Annotated in this window: 12 protein-coding genes; 1 reads left to right on the top strand and 11 read right to left on the bottom strand. The window is 58.6% G+C overall.

Features of this window, described 5'->3' with window-relative positions; genetic code table 11:
- Positions 1-53 precede the first annotated feature (53 nt).
- On the bottom strand, positions 54-914 hold the full coding sequence (gene htpX, locus DSOUD_RS06755) for a zinc metalloprotease HtpX (protein WP_053550294.1): 861 nt from the start codon (positions 912-914) through the stop codon (positions 54-56).
- Between the two features lie 399 nt (positions 915-1,313).
- On the opposite strand from htpX, the gene DSOUD_RS06750 reads away from it, so the two are divergent.
- Complete coding sequence (locus tag DSOUD_RS06750) at positions 1,314-1,937, top strand: DUF6448 family protein (RefSeq protein WP_053550293.1); 624 nt, start codon at positions 1,314-1,316, stop codon at positions 1,935-1,937.
- A gap of 116 nt (positions 1,938-2,053) precedes the next feature.
- Here the strand turns inward: DSOUD_RS06750 and DSOUD_RS06745 are convergent, their stop codons facing one another.
- The 10 genes from DSOUD_RS06745 to tgt all read right to left on the bottom strand — a co-directional run bounded on the left by DSOUD_RS06745 (position 2,054) and on the right by tgt (position 15,788).
- Positions 2,054-2,872 (bottom strand): ice-binding family protein, encoded by an 819-nt coding sequence (locus DSOUD_RS06745; protein ID WP_053550292.1) that lies wholly within the window; start codon positions 2,870-2,872, stop codon positions 2,054-2,056.
- 787 nt (positions 2,873-3,659) lie between these two features.
- On the bottom strand, positions 3,660-5,252 hold the full coding sequence (pckA, locus tag DSOUD_RS06740; RefSeq protein WP_053550291.1) for a phosphoenolpyruvate carboxykinase (ATP): 1,593 nt from the start codon (positions 5,250-5,252) through the stop codon (positions 3,660-3,662).
- 80 nt (positions 5,253-5,332) lie between these two features.
- Positions 5,333-7,687, bottom strand: a complete 2,355-nt coding sequence (locus tag DSOUD_RS06735; RefSeq protein WP_082351102.1) for a fatty acid cis/trans isomerase — start codon at positions 7,685-7,687, stop codon at positions 5,333-5,335.
- Positions 7,688-8,413: 726 nt separating this feature from the next.
- The gene (recJ, locus tag DSOUD_RS06730; RefSeq protein WP_053550290.1) at positions 8,414-10,135 is read right to left on the bottom strand and encodes a single-stranded-DNA-specific exonuclease RecJ; all 1,722 of its coding nucleotides are present in this window, start codon (positions 10,133-10,135) and stop codon (positions 8,414-8,416) included.
- Positions 10,123-11,001: a right-handed parallel beta-helix repeat-containing protein gene (locus DSOUD_RS06725; RefSeq protein ID WP_082351101.1), complete on the bottom strand. Its 879-nt coding sequence runs from the start codon at positions 10,999-11,001 to the stop codon at positions 10,123-10,125. Before DSOUD_RS06725 ends, recJ begins: the two co-directional genes overlap by 13 nt.
- Before the next feature lie 57 nt (positions 11,002-11,058).
- Positions 11,059-11,625 carry a tetratricopeptide repeat protein gene (locus DSOUD_RS06720; protein WP_053550288.1) on the bottom strand — a complete coding sequence of 189 codons (567 nt, stop codon included), beginning with the start codon at positions 11,623-11,625 and terminating at the stop codon, positions 11,059-11,061.
- On the bottom strand, positions 11,622-12,557 hold the full coding sequence (gene secF / locus DSOUD_RS06715) for a protein translocase subunit SecF (protein ID WP_053550287.1): 936 nt from the start codon (positions 12,555-12,557) through the stop codon (positions 11,622-11,624). Before secF ends, DSOUD_RS06720 begins: the two co-directional genes overlap by 4 nt.
- A gap of 10 nt (positions 12,558-12,567) precedes the next feature.
- Positions 12,568-14,166 carry a protein translocase subunit SecD gene (gene secD, locus DSOUD_RS06710; RefSeq protein WP_053550286.1) on the bottom strand — a complete coding sequence of 533 codons (1,599 nt, stop codon included), beginning with the start codon at positions 14,164-14,166 and terminating at the stop codon, positions 12,568-12,570.
- Positions 14,167-14,252: 86 nt separating this feature from the next.
- Complete coding sequence (yajC, locus tag DSOUD_RS06705) at positions 14,253-14,576, bottom strand: preprotein translocase subunit YajC (RefSeq protein WP_096335428.1); 324 nt, start codon at positions 14,574-14,576, stop codon at positions 14,253-14,255.
- 81 nt (positions 14,577-14,657) lie between these two features.
- Positions 14,658-15,788, bottom strand: coding sequence for a tRNA guanosine(34) transglycosylase Tgt (gene tgt, locus DSOUD_RS06700; protein WP_053550285.1), 1,131 nt, complete (start codon positions 15,786-15,788; stop codon positions 14,658-14,660).
- Between the last annotated feature and the right edge of the window lie 8 nt (positions 15,789-15,796).

The following is a 15,796-nucleotide window of genomic DNA, read 5'->3' as shown; positions in this document are numbered from 1 at the left end:
GAGGGTTTACTTGCCGGTCCGGAGCCTGAGAAACGATTTGGGCCCCGAGTCTTTCATTCCTTCCCTGAGAAAGCCATCGCCTCCAGGCGGGCAATGCGCTCCTCCATCGGCGGGTGCGTGGAGAAGAGCTTGAGCATCGATGCGCCGGTCAGGGGGTTGACGATGAAGAGGTGCGAGGTCGAAGGAGTCGCCTCCTGCATCGGCATCCTCGTCGAGGCCTCCTGCAGCTTGCGAAGCGCGCCGGCCAGTGCCAGGGGTTTGCCGCAGATTCTCGCGCCGGAGGCATCGGCGTGGTATTCGCGGGACCGCGAGATGGCCATCTGAATCAGCATGGCCGCCATCGGAGCGATGATCGCCAGGGCCAGGCCGCCGAGAAGGCTCCCTCCCCCTTCCTCGTCCTCGCCGCGGCCGGCGCCGAAGATGGCGGACCACTGCAGCATGCTGCCGAGCATGGAGATGGCGCCGGCGAAGGTGGCGGCGATGGTGGAAATCAGCGTATCGCGGTTTTGCACATGCGCCAGCTCATGGGCCATGACCCCTTCGAGTTCCTCCGGGGAGAGGATGCGCAGGAGTCCCTCGGTGGCGGCGACGGCCGCGTTCTCCGGGTTGCGCCCCGTGGCAAACGCGTTGGGCCCTTCGGAGGGGATGATGTAGACCTTGGGCATCGGCATCTTCGCCTGCTGGGCGAGGCGCCGGACCATCCCGTAAAAGGAGGGATTCTCCGTTTCCGAGACTTCCCGGGCCTTGTACATCCTGAGGATGATCTTGTCCGAATACCAGTAGGAGAAGAAGTTCATGCCGCACGCCAGGGCAAAGGCGATGAGCATGCCGGACTGGCCGCCGATGGCGCTGCCCATGGCGACGAGAAGAAGAGTCAGGCAGGTGAGAAGGAAGGTGATCTTGAGCAGGTTCATTTCTTTTACCTCCGCGGTTAATTTACGCGTCGGGTAAAAGAAAAAAGACCTTTACCCGATGCATGGTTGGATGCATGGACAAAGGTCTTGCAAGGCTCGACTTTACGTCGCAGCTCCCGCGTCCGGGTGGCGAAACCACCGTATTGACGAAGCGCGGGCCGGATGTTCCGGATGCTACTCCCCTTTAATCAAAAATAGATTACTCATCTCCTCCAGAGATGTCAATAACGAAATCAGGGGACGAGGGGACGAGGCTCAGGTCTTGAAAAGCCCGGATCGGTGCTGAATTGATGGAGGTCAATTTGTTTTATAGTCAGCGTCAGTATAATGAAACAATAGGGACGCCGACCACTCAGAGAGGTGACCTGCCCAATCAACAAAGGTAAAAGGGGAGAAACCATGAACACGAAATCGAGACGTTCGCTGACGCTGTTGGGAATGACCCTGGCCCTGGCTATCGGACTGCTCCTTCCGGGGGAGGCGGCGGCACACTGTGACACCCTCGATGGACCGGTGGTCGCCGATGCGCGCACCGCTCTGGCCCAGGGGAATGTCGCCCCGGTGCTGAAGTGGGTCAGTTTGGGCGATGAAAAGGAGATTCGCACGGCCTTTGCCAAGACGACGGCGGTGCGCAAGCTCAGCCCCGAAGCCGAGACCCTGGCCGACCTCTACTTTTTTGAGACCCTGGTGCGCATTCACCGCGCCGGCGAGGGAGCTCCCTATACCGGTCTGAAGGCGGCCGGAACCGTCGAACCCGTGATCGCCAAGGCGGATCTGGCCTTGGAAAAGGGGGCGGTCGACGAACTGGTCAAGGCCATCCTTAGGCACACCGAAGAGGGGATTCGCAAGCGTTTCATCCATGCCCTGGAGACAAAAAAGCATGCCGATGAAAGCATAGCGGCCGGCCGTAAATATGTCGAAGCCTACGTCACCTTCGTTCATTACGTCGAAGGGATCGCCCAGGTCGTTCATGCCGCCCCCCACCACGCCGAGGCGACCCCACAGGCCCCTCACCAACACTGATGCTGCAAAACTTTGGGCTTCCGGGTTAACAAGTTGAAACACCAGAAAGAGGGGAGACAGGCAACCGCCTGTCTCCCCTCTTTTTTATTCAGTTTTCACACCGAAGAGCTCAGGCCTTAGGGGGCCGTAACGGTATTTGCGATCAACGTCACTGCGGTCTGGGCCAACGCTCTGCCGCTCAGTTTGGCGCCGGTATTCATCGAAATCAGCGTTTTGCTCAGGATGATCCCTTTCATGTCAGCTGCGGTTCCGAGGGTCGCATTGCCGGAGACCTGCCAAAAGATGTTCTTGGCCTGGGCGCCGCCGAGGAGGGTGACCATGGCGCTGTTGTTCACGGTCAGATTGCCAGCCATCTGCAGAATCCAGATATCATTCGGGCCACCGGCGAGAGTAACTCCGGCGTTCGTGATCAAAACGTCTGTGCTCCATTTGTAGAGACCGGGGAGAAGTGTCTTGCCGCTGATGTCGCCGCCGCCGAGTTCCTCAAAATCAGGATTTACTCTTCCGGCGGCGTCAGTGTAGGCGGTTTCCATGTCACCGATGGCGGTGGTCATTTTGGTAGGGGTCGGCGGGGCATAGTCGGCTGCGTAGATTTTGCCGGTCACCAGAGACGAAGTGGAAAATTCATTCGTGGCATCGGCAATCAGACCAAAACCGGTCATGGCCGTAGCGACGATGGGACTGACCCCCATACTTCCGACAATGGCCGTGGTTCCGGTGGTTGTGATTCCGGTTTTTGTCAGGATAACGAAATCGCCGGCTGTCCCGAGGTTGACGGTCTTGGGTCCTGCGACGACTGAATTACTGGTTGAATTATCGTCATTGTCGTCACTGTCCCGATGATGCGAACCAGCGTAGGCGGGGAGGGTGCAGACAAAAGCGCCCAGAACGATCAAAGATACAAGATAAGCTTTCCGTCCAATAAATTTTCTCATGACATCTCCTTGTTCATTTGTTGGAATACCTGTGTTCATGACTAACTTTCGACAATAAGTCGACTTTCAGCAGACTCCAGTGTTCCCAAAAAGATATGTAAAAAAGACAGGGAACTGAAATCTCATGATATTTCGGCGTCCTGGCTGTCTCGTGGAGACCCTGTAGGCTTTCCGCCCCATCCTCGCGGATGGTTAAGTTTTTTCCTTTATCAAGTGCATCCATACCGGATTTCGGCTCGCAAGCTGATCGGCATAAATGTTCGCCTTCGCAGACGCTACCTTTGGGTTGTGATGCAACACCTCCATTTCATGTTTGATATCGCCGTCTCTCTGAGGGTCCGGACTGGTCGGGACGCAATTCCTGGTTTTCCACTGCAAGCCCGACCTGAATTCATGTTCTTGTGGGTATGTAGTCTTCAAGTAACGCGCCAAAAACAAAATATGAAAAAAACGGATGCAAGCCTTCGTTTCTGAAGGAAAAAATCAGGGAGAGGCCAGAGGTGTGCAGCGAATATCATCATCAGAATCCGTCGAGTTTGACAAAGCTGTCGTAAATGACAGAAGACATGGATCGCACCTGGACGGTATTGAATGACGGCATATTTGGGTGGCCAGGGGCGCCCCACCCCAAATCCCTTGCCCAGATGATCCTGGTTCTCAGGGGAGAAGGCCCTTTACCCTGACCCCCAACATAAAACCGCCCGACCGGCAGCAGCCGATCGGGCGGTTTCGTCTTTAAGATCTCCTCCTGATTCAGGAGGAGTCGCGAGGTTATGGAGATCGGCCCTTACATCACTTCGGCCACCTCGGAGCTCACATGGGGAGCGTATTTTTTGAAATTCTCCTTGAACATCCCGACCAGACGGGTTGCGGTCTCGTCGTATTTGGCCTTGTCCTCCCAGGTATTGCGGGGGTTGAGGACATCGGCGGGGACTCCGGGGCAGGTGGTGGGGATATCGAGGTCGAAGAAGTTGTCCTTTGCAAAAGGACCGGCGTCCAGGGTGCCGTCGAGGGCGGCATTGACCAGTGCGCGGGAGTACCCGATCTTCATACGGGAGCCGACCCCGTAGGCGCCTCCGCTCCAGCCGGTATTCACCAGCCAGCAGGTGACCTTGTGTCTGGCGATCTTGGTGCGCAGCAACTCCCCGTAGACGGTCGGGTTGAGCGCCATGAAAGGGGCACCGAAGCAGGTGGAAAAAGTTGCGGAGGGTTCGGTGACTCCGGCTTCAGTTCCGGCGACCTTGGCCGTGTAGCCTGAGAGGAAGTGGAACATCGCCTGCTCCGGAGTCAGCCGGGCGATGGGCGGGAGAACGCCGAAGGCGTCGCAGGTGAGCATGATGATGTTGACGGGGTGAGCGCCGCAGCCGCTCTTGACGATGTTCGGGATGTGGGTCAGCGGATAGGAGGCACGGGTGTTTTCGGTAAAGGAGTCGTCGTTCAGGTCGATCCGGCGACTGTGGATGTCGATCGCAACGTTTTCGAGGATGGTGCCGAAGCGGCGGGTCGTCTCGTAGATTTCAGGTTCGGCCTCTTTGGAGAGGTTGATGATCTTGGCGTAACATCCGCCCTCGAAGTTGAAGACCCCCTTGTCGTCCCAGCCGTGTTCGTCGTCGCCGATCAGCGAGCGGTTCGGATCGGCGGAGAGGGTCGTTTTGCCGGTGCCGGAGAGACCGAAGAAGACGGCGGAATCTCCCTTGGGCCCAACGTTGGCGGAGCAGTGCATCGGCAGGATCTTCTTCTGAATCGGCAGGAGATAGTTGAGGATGGTGAAGATCGACTTTTTGATCTCGCCGGCATAGCTGGTGCCGCCGATGATGATCATTTTGCGGGCAAAGTTGATGATGATGAACGTTTCGGAATTGGTGCCGTCCACGGTGGGAAGGGCGTGGAAGTGCGACATATTGATGACGGTGAAGTGGGGAGAGTGGTTCTCCAGCTCCTCCGGTTCTGCCGCCACGAACATGTTGCGGGCGAAGAGAGAATGCCACGCGTTCTCGGTGATGACGCGAATGGGGAGGCGATGCTCCTTGTCGGCCCCCGCATAGCAATCCTGCACAAAGAGATCGCGCCCGTGCATGTAGGCACACATCCGATCGTAGAGGGCATCGAACTTTGCCGGGTCGAAGGGGCGGTTGACCTTTCCCCAGGCGACATGGTCGTGGCAGCTCGGTTCGTCGACGATGAACTTATCGTTTGCGGCCCGCCCCGTATAGTGTCCGGTCTTGACGGCGACCGCGCCCAGATGGGAGAGGAGCCCCTCTCCCCTCTTCACAATCAGTTCATAGAGAACCGATGTCGGCGGCGTCCAGTAAATCAGGTTAGCATTGCAGATGCCGTGTCCTTCAAGCCCTGTTCCCCTGCTAATATCATTAAGCCTCACGTTCCCCCCTCTCTTTCTTTTGGAATGTGCCCTGTTGCCGAACTTAGGTAACCGACGATTTTTCTTCCTCGCCTGGTTTTCTATCGGGCAATGTAATAGTAACGGTTCATATCAAAAAGCCCCCCATTCACCGGTTCATCTTCATTATGGCGTTTTTGGAACCAGTCATAGGTTGCCCATAATCGTTCGTCGGCCCGATTCACGCCATATTTTACCATCCGCGCCGTATTTTTTTGACTCGCATCAAAATGGGCAAGGAAATCGATAAAATCAGGGAAATCTTTCTCCTGCACATCAAAGAAATAGTTCGGATAGGATCCAATGAGACCATTGATAATGTCGGCACTGTCCCTGGACGGGTCGAGGTGTTTATCTTCTTTGAGCAGGAATGTGACATTGTTATGCCAGCGATTGATTACCACGGAAAAAGCAACGTCGCGACCCTTCTCCCGTCTAATCCTTACATAGGCAACATTGGAGTTACTGTCATTGACCAGGGCGAAAAATGGCGCTCCGGTTCTGGAAACGGCACGAATGGCCCGCAGATAGTCGTCGGCGGTTTCAAGTTTGTCGGGCTGGCGCGAATAATCGGCTCCTGCGCGCAGGTAATTTACCTTATCAAAGCCGATCCCTGTCGCCGGCAGAAGGTGGCTATCCACGACATGTTCGACGAACTCTCGCTTCGGGTCGTTCGATGTAAAGAGTATTTTTGCAGGCAGGGCGGAAGGGGAGTAATTGATTTTCTCATAATCTACGCCCTTGTACCACGATTGCATTATCTCCCGCCGATTCTCCGGTGGAAGAAAATCAAGGAAGTAACTCTCCGCTTCAACGCGCAGTTCATCCATGTAGAACCGCGAGGCCAACTGATGAGCGGATGTGCCATAGACGTCAAAACCGGCAACGAGGGCATAATAGATCCGTTCCAACAGAGGATAATCAATAACCCATACTGTTTTCGGTAGATCACCCAGAGCCCCCCTATGCACCGAGGCACTGTCGAAATGGCGATAGACGGTCAGCATCGGGGCATCTTCGGCCCGGTTTCCCTTCCAAATGGACTCATAGCCGAGACCGGAATAGTTTAAGGAAGAGTAGAGATCCTGCCTGGCCCCGTAGAACTCCACTGCCGACGCGCGATGCTCATCGGTGAGCAGCGAAAAGATACCCAGGTTGCTCCCACTCTCAATGGGCATCCGCAATTTGTCGCCGTACAGCTTCAGAAAACCTGGATTGGTCGCGCTCAAATCATGGTCCGGGTCCATGAACATGACCCAGAAATGATCATCGATGACATTGAGGGCGATCTGGCCTTTGCAGACCGGACCGTGAATGAAAGTCATGATGGTATAGAGGGCATTATCCAACAGGAATTGATAGCGCGAGCGCGGCGGGATCTGTTCGAATACGACAAAAGGGTTGGCGCTCACTTTCGTAGCATAGCTCATCAGATGAGGCGGCTGCAGCCACTCCGGCTGAATGAACAGTTCGTTGAACCGCTTCAGTTGGGTGTCGTCGAGATTGAAAACCATATGGGTCTTGATGACGATGGTGGAGTAAATTTTCCGGAAACGGTAGTAGACCCTCTTGACGCCGGGATCGTCATAGGGGCGGACGGTGGCGATCAGATCAAGGGGGTGACCGGGTGCCGTTTTCGAGCGAACCAGTTCGTAGAATTCATTGGTCGGGGTTCCGAACTTCAGATGCGCCAGAAACAAGTGTTCGTAAAGGTAGCGTGCCGTCATGGCATGTTTGGGATCGTCCTGGTTCAGAAAATCTTCCCACTTCAGGACGGCCAGCGCATCGTCTGGTTTCTGCGCCATCAGCTCCGCCTGCTGTGCGGCATCAGGCCCTTTGGCACCCTGAACCAGCCAACCGGCGACAATGTCGAACTCGTCCTGCTTGAGTGGGGGAAAACCAAACGGCATGCCGTTATTCGGATGTTTTTTCAGATAGCCGCCAAGCTCCTTGCCGTTTTCAGAACATGTCAGATCTTCAGATTCAGACCGGTACTCACCCTCACTCTTCGCGTTTTTCATCTTATGGGACAAAAGCTGAATCATTATCGAATCGTTCAATCCGTTTGAAACAGTACTATCCGTCACGCTGAAGAATTTTTTTTCCCGCCACTCCGCAGTTGACTGAGCATCGGTAAAAAGACGGGTCGGGTCCATGGAACTGAGTCGTGAAGAATTGTAAATGGCCCTCTTTGTTCCCCCACGGTCAGCCCCTTCAAAAGAATCGAGTTTGAGCTGACAGGGCGAGTTGTAGCAGGAATGGCAAACGGTGCAGCGTTTGTCGAGGATCGGCTTAACCTCTTTCTGATAATCAATGGTCCTGGTAGGAAACATTATCTCAACGGGTGGAAGGGCTTTTGCTGCACATCCGGCAAAGAATAATGCCAGTACCATAACGGGAACGAATTTAATTATCATGAATTGTGCACCTCTACTGAAAAATCATGTGCGGCGTCAGAGTTGAATGAACGGAAACCGCAGCATATGCTTGCGGCCTTTTGAAACAGAGTGCGCTATAGCAATCGACCTTGAGGTATGATTATTTGTTTCGGAAGATCTTCCTAAACACTACCGCAACCACCACCAGGGCTGCGAGCCCTACCCAAATATACATCTGACCACTAAATACTCCGGCTGTCTGATTCATCTCAAATCTCCTTTTGTTGTTCCAGAACTGTTTTAATTGAGGATTGTCAAAATTCCAAAGCACCCTCATCCTTGCGACTTGTTATTTTCTCTATTCATCCAACACGGTTTGTTACCCTCACGCCATCCGGAAAGAGTCCACAATACAGCCATGAAGGGACCCGTTTATGGCTTCAGCATAATCAGTGCTGTCATAGATACTGTTATAGATATGGTGGTGGCTGCTGCTGAATAGGATCCGATTTCGATACAGGTCCACAGAAAGGGATTGGAATCAACCGGAATTCATTTCGCAATTACCATGCCATATCAATGGCACAACACTAGTGACACAACTACCTGATTGTAAAAGGGAAAACTAAAGGGATGATTACGGGGAGGAGAGAAAATTGGTTGCAGTTTCCGTCATATTTAGCGCAGCCGCCATATATGAAGGATTCCAGTGGGATGATTGTCGGGGTTCTCGCCATCGTCTTTTAGTAAGAGAGGCACACAGGATCAGACAGATGGTCGGATATCCCGAACCCGCAACTGCACGGAAACGTTATTGCGGAACTCGTTGAGTCCGGGATGGAAGAGAAGATCGAATTCTCCCTCGAGCTCGGTGCGGCGGTCTACCATGCCGAAGGCGATGCAGGGAATGGAATACCCCCCCTGGCGGGCGGTGAACCGGAGGTGCTTCTCACCGACGACGCTGATCTGCTGGGCCCGCAAGCCCCTGGCGACGAAGGCCGGCTCGGGATTGCCGGCGCCGAAGGGGGCCAGCTTCGCCAGCTCCCCGAGGGACTCGCGGGTGATGTCCTCAAGGAGGATCTCGCCGTCGTGGGAAAGCTTGGGAACCAGATCTTCGGCGCTGAGAATCCGGTGCGCCACCCCGTCGAGGGCTGCGGTAAAGGCGTCCACGGCCTCACCGGCGATGGAGAGGCCGGCGGCGTACTGATGTCCGCCGAATCCGGCTAGAAATTCGCTGCAGTCCTGCAGGGCGCAATAGAGATGAAAGCCGGCGATGGACCGGGCCGATCCCTTTCCCTGACCGTTTTCGAGGGCGATGAGGATCGTCGGACGGTGATAGCGCTCCACCAGGCGGCTGGCGACGATGCCGATCACTCCCGGATGCCAGCGCTCATCGGCGAGGACGATGGAACGCTCCCCCCCCTCCCCTCCTTCATCGAGGCGCTCGATGGCCTGAGACAGCGTCTCCTGCTCGAGTTGCTGGCGCTCGCGGTTGAGACCGTCGAGGTGACTGGCGATCTCTCCTGCACGGGCCGGAGAGGTTTCGAGGAGGAGATCGACGCCCAGGGCCGCATCCTCCAGACGACCGGCGGCATTGAGGCGCGGTCCGAGGCGAAAGCCGACGGCGGAGGCGTTCATCTCCTTGACCGCCGCCACCGCCTTCAGGGCCGCGACCCCGGGACGGCCGGCGCGACCGAGAAGCTCGAGGCCGAATCGGGTGAGGATGCGGTTGACGCCGGTCAGGGGGACGACATCGGCGATGGTGCCGAGGGCGACAAGGTCTAAGGAGCGGCGCAGATCGGGCTCGGGAGAGGAGGCGAAGGCTCCCCGTTCCCGCAGGGTCTTGCGCAGGGCGATCATCAGGAAGAAGGCGACCCCGACGCCGGAGAGCTCCCGCGCCGGAAAGGGACTTTCGGGGAGGTGGGGATTGATGATGGCCAAAGCCTCGGGAAGGGTCTCCGGGGGTTGATGGTGGTCGGTGATGATCAGATCGAGGCCGAGCTCTCGGGCCAGGCGCCCCTCTTCGAGGGCGGAGACGCCGCAGTCGACGGAGAGGGCCACCCGGGCTCCGGCGGCCGCGGCCCGGCGCAACGCCTCGGCGGAAAGGCCGTAGCCGTCCTTGAGGCGCAGGGGGATATGATAGTCGACGACGGCGCCGAAGGCCCGCAGGGTTTCCACCAGAAGGGCGGTGCCGGTGATGCCGTCGACATCGTAGTCGCCGTGGACGGCGATCCCCTCCCCCCCCTCGATGGCGGCGACGAGGCGCTCGACCCCCCGCTCCATCCCCGAAAGGAGAAAGGGATCGGGGAGGGCCGCAAGGCCGGCATCGAGAAAGACCCGGCCGGCGGCGACGGTCTGCACGCCGCGCCCCCAGAGAGCTGCGGCCGCCAGAGGGGAGACCCCGAGGCCGGCTGCAAGAAGGGCGATCTCCTCGACACCGGGCTCGGCACCCCGCGGCGCCCAGCGGCGCACGGTCACCGGTTCCATGTCGTCCCCGCATCGGCGAACGGTTCGCCGGCAAAGGGGCGATAGAGGACCTCACCGAGATAGTCGATTCTCCTTCCATCGACAAAATCATCTTCTATCCGCGCCGGATCCGTCTCCCCCCAGAAATTCCCCGCCAAAATCAGATCGTCGGGAACCTCCTCGCCGAGAACGACGCTGCGGCCGTTGCCGACGATGTTGTTGCCCTCGATGCGGTAGTCCCGGGGGTAGGAGGTCACGAAAAAGCCCTTGTCGTTGTCGCGGATGTCGTTGCGGGAGATGACCGGCGCGCCGAAATGAAAGCGGATGGCGGTGCCGTTGCGGCGCAGAAGGTTGTGTTCGATGGAAATCTCCGAGGAATGAAAGCGGATTCCGACCAGATTGTTCTCAAAGAGGGAGTCTTCGACGGAGACGGTGGAGCCCTGGCTGTGCAGGGCGCTGTCGGCCTGGGTGAAACGGCAGTACCTGAAACGGGCGTGGGGGCTGGCGACCAGATTGACCCCCCCCCAGCTCCCCGGAGGAGCGGCGGCGTCAAGGTAACGGAAGGTGATCGGCTTATCGGCCGTCCCCTCGGCGGCGATCGATCCGCGCACGATCAGTTCGCTTCCGGGAAAGTGGGGGTGTTCGGTCCACTCCCCTTCCCCCTCGATCGGCGGCAGAAAGACGATCTCGCTCCCGGGGGCGATGACCAGATGCGCTCCTTCGGCGACCACCAGATCGCCGGCGATCCGCACGGTGCCGCGCCAGAGATGGTCCCCCTCCAAGGACCCGGAGACCGGCGGAGAAGCAACCAGACAGGATGTCAAAAAGGGGAGAGAGCAGAGAAGGGCAACGATAGCCCGGCAGGGCAAGAATCCGCGTAGCGACACGGGGTCCTCCTAAAAAAAACGGGCCGGGGGATGTACCCCGGCCCGCCGTTGTCTGACTTATTTCCCCTGCGGCAGGGGGGGGTGACTCTCGAGAAACTCCATCTCGGCGCGAATCTGCTCGGCTCCGGGACCGACGGGATTGAGGGCCAGATACTTTTTCCAGGCCGCTCTGGCCTTGTCGAGATCCTTCAGATCATAGCGATAGACCACCCCCAGGTTATAGAGGCTCTGGGCGTGCAGGGGGTTGAGCTGGTTGGCCTTGACAAAGTTGTCCACCGCCTTGTCGTACCAGCCGAGGGCCCGGAACATGACCCCCTGATCGGTGAGGATGTCGGGGTCGTTGGGATCGAGCTCGAGGACCTTGTTGTAGGCCTCGATGGCCTTGATATATTGGTCGGAATCGAAGTAGCCGTGCCCCAGCTGCACCCAGGCATTGCGGTTTGTGGGGTCCTTGGCGACCAGTTCCTCAAGAAGGCCGAGATTCTGCTGAAAATTGACGGCAGGAGCCTGGGACGCCGGCGGCACAGCGCTAGACGGTTCCTTTTTCCCCTTGCTGACCAGCAGGCCGACCAGAAGACCGATGATCAGGGCTCCGGCGACGAGAAAGAAGGTTTCCTTTTTCATGCCGCCCCTCCCTTGGCTCCGGCGAGGGCCCCCTTGCGGGCCCGGTAGTCATCCCAGAAGACCAGCAGGGCGCTGGCCACATAAATCGACGAATAGGTACCGATCAGTATCCCCACCAGGAGCGCAAAGGCGAAGTTGTGGATGACCCCGCCGCCGAAGATGAAGAGGGCCAGAACCACGATCAGCGTCGTCCCGGAGGTGAGGAGGGTCCGGGAGAGGGTTTCGTTGATGCTGCGATTGACGATGGCGGCAAAGCCGTCCTTGGCATGGCGTCCCATGTTCTCGCGGATCCGGTCGCAGACGATGATGGTGTCGTTGAGGGAATAACCGATGATCGCCAGAAAAGCGGCGATGATCGGCAGGTCGATCTCCTTGCCGAAGATGGAGAAGACACCGAGAGTGATGATCACGTCATGAAACAGGGCGAGGATCGCCGCGACGGCGAAACGGAATTCGAAGCGCCAGGTGACGTAGACGAGGATGCCGATCAGAGCGTAAAAAATGGCGAAGAGCCCCTTTTGACGGAGGTCCTTTCCGACCTGGGGCCCGACCATCTCGGTGCGCCGCACATCGACCTGTCCCGCCCCGTATCGGGTTTCGAGGGTCGTCTTGATGTTGCGGGAAAGGCTCTCCATGGCGCCGCTGGTCTCCTGGGCGCGAACCAGGAATTCGTTGGCCTCGTCGCCGAACTGCTGCACCGTCAGCCCTCCCAGGGTCAGGGGGGCCAGAGCCTCCTTGATCCGGGCGGGGTCGGTCGCTTCGACGAACTTGATCTGGACCAGGGTACCGCCGGCGAAATCGATGCCGTAGGACGGTCCCCCTTTGACGACCAGGGAGACGAGGCCGGCGAGGATCAGGAAAGCCGAAAAGATCAGGGCAATCTTGCGCTTGCCGATAAAATCGAGATTGATATCTGGCTTGATGAACTCCATCCGGTCCTCCTTATATGCTCAGCCGTTTGACCTGGCGGCGTTCCAGGAAAAAGTCGAAAATAACCCGTGTCACGAAGATCGCGGTAAAGAGGGAGGCGAGGATGCCGATGGACAGGGTCACGGCAAACCCCTTGACCGCCCCGGTGCCGAACTGAAAGAGAACCAGGGCCGCAATCAAGGTGGTGACATTGGCGTCGATGATTGTCACAAAGGCCTTGGCGTACCCGGAATCGACGGCGTTGCGCGGCGTCTTGCCGAGGCGCAGTTCCTCGCGGATCCTCTCGAAGATCAGCACGTTGGCGTCGACGGCCATGCCGACGGTCAGGACGATCCCGGCGATCCCCGGCAGGGTCAGGGTCGCCTTGAACAGCGAAAGGAGCGCCATGATAAAGACCACATTGAGGATCAGGGCGATGTTGGCAACGAGCCCGGAGAGGTTGTAATAAACCAGCATCAGCACCACCACCAGGGCGCCGCCGATGAGGACCGAGAAAATCCCCTTGTTGATCGAATCGAGCCCCAGGGAGGGGCCGACGGTGCGGTCTTCAAGGATCGTCACGGGAGCGGGGAGGGATCCGGCCCGCAGGACGATGGCCAGGTCGGTCGCTTCCTGCTCGGTGAAGGAGCCGCTGACCTGGGCGCTGCCGCCGGAAATCCGCTCGCGAATCACCGGGGCCGAGTAGACGGTATCGTCCAGGACAATGGCCATCCGCTTGCCGACGTTGGCGGCGGTAATCTGATCGAAACGCTTGGCGCCGACGGCGTTGAAATCCATGGCGACATAGGGGTCGTTGTAGCGGGTGTCGATCCGCACCTGGGCGTCGGAGAGGAGATCGCCGGTAAGGACGGTCTTGGTCTGAACCACCAGGGGGATTTCGGAGACGGCGCCGGTGCTCTTGTCCACCCGGCGCTCATAGAGGAGTTGGGTTCCGGGGGGGAGGTTCCCTTTGAGAGCGTCCTGGGGATTGACGTCTTCGGCCACCATCTTGAATTCGAGACGGGCGGTCTTTCCGAGGAGATCGATGGCCCGCTGGGGATCATCGACTCCGGGGAGCTGAATCAGGATGCGGTTGCCGCTCTGACGCTGCAGGGTCGGCTCGCTGACGCCGAACTGATCGACCCGGTTGCGAAGCGTTTCCAGAGCCTGGCGCACGGCGTAATCCTTGATCTCGTCGATCTCCCGGTCGCTGAGCCGGTAGTTCTTCTGGATGTACCCTCCCTCGTCGGTGACGGTCAGAGCCTCGAGGTTGGGAAAGCTTTCGGCCATGATCGCATCGACCTGGGCACCGGCCGCCTGGTCATAGACGGTGACGGCGAGGCCGTCGCCGGCGCGGCGGCTGACGCGCTTGAAGATGATGTCCTTTTCCCGGAGGAGGGTTTCGGCCTGGTCGATGGTGCTGTCGAGGCGGCTTTCGACTGCCTTATCCACCTCGACACCCAGGACCAGATGCATCCCGCCCTGCAGGTCGAGGCCGAGATGGATGGGATCAAAGCTCCCGGTCCACCAGGAGGGGAGCCCCTCCCGGATCACCGTGGGAGCCAGCGAGGCCAGTGAGACGAGAAGGACCAGCAGGATCAGGCCTCCGCGCAACTTGATGCTCTTGGACATGGCAGCTACTATCTCCTTTCGGATGCTTTACGGACGACGTCGCCTGGCGACGCCGCCCGGAAGGTGAAGAACGCGAATCGTGGCGGCTACTCCTGCTTGGTCCCCACGATCGATGAGCGATTCACCCGGATCTTGACACCGGTCGCCACCTCGATGGTGATCACGGTATCCTGCAGCGCCGTCACCTTGCCGTGAACTCCGCCGGCGGTCACAACAGCATCCCCAACCTTGAGGGACTCCACCAGCTGCCGGTGTTCCTTGGCCCGCTTCTGCTGGGGACGGATGAGCAGGAAGTAGAAGATGGCGAACATGATGACCAGCATGATAACGCCCTCGTAACCGGGACGTCCCCCCTCGGCACCGCCGTTGGCGGCCATGGCGTAGGCTTCAGAAACTCCGAACAGGTTCATTGATTGATTCCTCCTTGGGTTATTTGCAACAGTTTCGGGCTCACAGGATGGGAAAAACGCCACCGACAATAGCACGGATTTTCATGTGCCGCTCGGATTATCCGCTCTTTTTCGATAGAAATCCTTCTTGAACTCGCCAAAGCGCCCCCCGTCGAGGGCGTCCCTCACCCCCTGCATCAGACCCAGGTAGTAGTGAAGGTTATGGTGGGTGTTGAGAACCGAGGAAAGGATCTCGTTGCTCTGATACAGATGCCGCAGATAGGCGCGACTGTAATTGCCGCAGACGTAGCAGCTGCAGTCGGGGTCGACGGGGAGCGGGTCGGCCAGGTAGCGGGCCTGCTTGATGCTCACCTTGCCGAAGGAGGTGAAGAGGACGCCGTTGCGGGCGTTGCGCGTCGGCATCACGCAGTCGAACATATCGACCCCCCGGCTCACCCCCTCGATGAGGTTCTCCGGCGTCCCCACGCCCATGACATAGCGGGGCCGGTCCCTCGGCAGGAGCGGCAGGGTGTTATCCATCACCTCGTACATGAGGGCCGCCTCTTCGCCGACGGAGAGGCCGCCGATGGCATACCCCTCGAAGCCGATCTCCAGAAGTTCGTTCACACTCCCGGCCCGCAGGTCGGGGTGCATCCCTCCCTGGACGATGCCGAAGAGAGCGGCGCCGTCCCCCTGACTGCGGGCGAGCTTGCATCGCCTTGCCCAGCGGCCGGAGCGGGCCGTCGATTCGGCCACGTACTCCCTCGATGCCGGATAGGGGATGCACTCGTCGAAGGCCATGATGATGTCGGCGCCGAGGGCTTCCTGAACCGCGATGGACGATTCGGGAGAGAGGACGTGACTGGAGCCGTCGAGGTGGGACTGGAAACGCACCCCCTCTTCATCGATCTTGCGCAGGGCGCCGAGGCTGAAGACCTGGAACCCGCCGCTGTCGGTGAGGATCGGCCGATCCCAGTTCATGAAACGGTGCAACCCACCGAGATTCCGAATCAGTTCGTGACCGGGACGCAAAAAAAGATGATAGGTGTTGCCGAGAATGATCTGCGCCCCGATCTCCTTGAGGGCTTCGGGGAGCATCGCCTTGACCGTCCCCTGGGTGCCGACGGGCATGAAGATCGGGGTTTCGATGAGGCCCCGACGGGTCGTCATCCGACCGCGACGGGCGGCACTGCCGCTGTCGGTCGCCAAAAGATCAAAAGTGAACTCAGTCAAAAAAATAC

This window comes from Desulfuromonas soudanensis, from assembly GCF_001278055.1.
Classification (GTDB): domain Bacteria; phylum Desulfobacterota; class Desulfuromonadia; order Desulfuromonadales; family WTL; genus Deferrimonas; species Deferrimonas soudanensis.
Note: the sequence above shows the minus strand (reverse complement) of the source record. Positions and strands in the feature narration are given on the sequence as shown.

Excerpts from the sequence above, each read along its gene's own strand:
- htpX (WP_053550294.1), bottom strand. The coding sequence starts at position 914 with ATGAACCTGCTCAAGATCACCTTCCTTCTCACCTGCCTGACTCTTCTT.
- DSOUD_RS06750 (WP_053550293.1), top strand. The coding sequence starts at position 1,314 with ATGAACACGAAATCGAGACGTTCGCTGACGCTGTTGGGAATGACCCTG.
- DSOUD_RS06745 (WP_053550292.1), bottom strand. The coding sequence starts at position 2,872 with ATGAGAAAATTTATTGGACGGAAAGCTTATCTTGTATCTTTGATCGTT.
- DSOUD_RS06735 (WP_082351102.1), bottom strand. The coding sequence starts at position 7,687 with ATGATAATTAAATTCGTTCCCGTTATGGTACTGGCATTATTCTTTGCC.
- recJ (WP_053550290.1), bottom strand. The coding sequence starts at position 10,135 with ATGGAACCGGTGACCGTGCGCCGCTGGGCGCCGCGGGGTGCCGAGCCC.
- DSOUD_RS06720 (WP_053550288.1), bottom strand. The coding sequence starts at position 11,625 with ATGAAAAAGGAAACCTTCTTTCTCGTCGCCGGAGCCCTGATCATCGGT.
- secF (WP_053550287.1), bottom strand. The coding sequence starts at position 12,557 with ATGGAGTTCATCAAGCCAGATATCAATCTCGATTTTATCGGCAAGCGC.
- secD (WP_053550286.1), bottom strand. The coding sequence starts at position 14,166 with ATGTCCAAGAGCATCAAGTTGCGCGGAGGCCTGATCCTGCTGGTCCTT.
- yajC (WP_096335428.1), bottom strand. The coding sequence starts at position 14,576 with ATGAACCTGTTCGGAGTTTCTGAAGCCTACGCCATGGCCGCCAACGGC.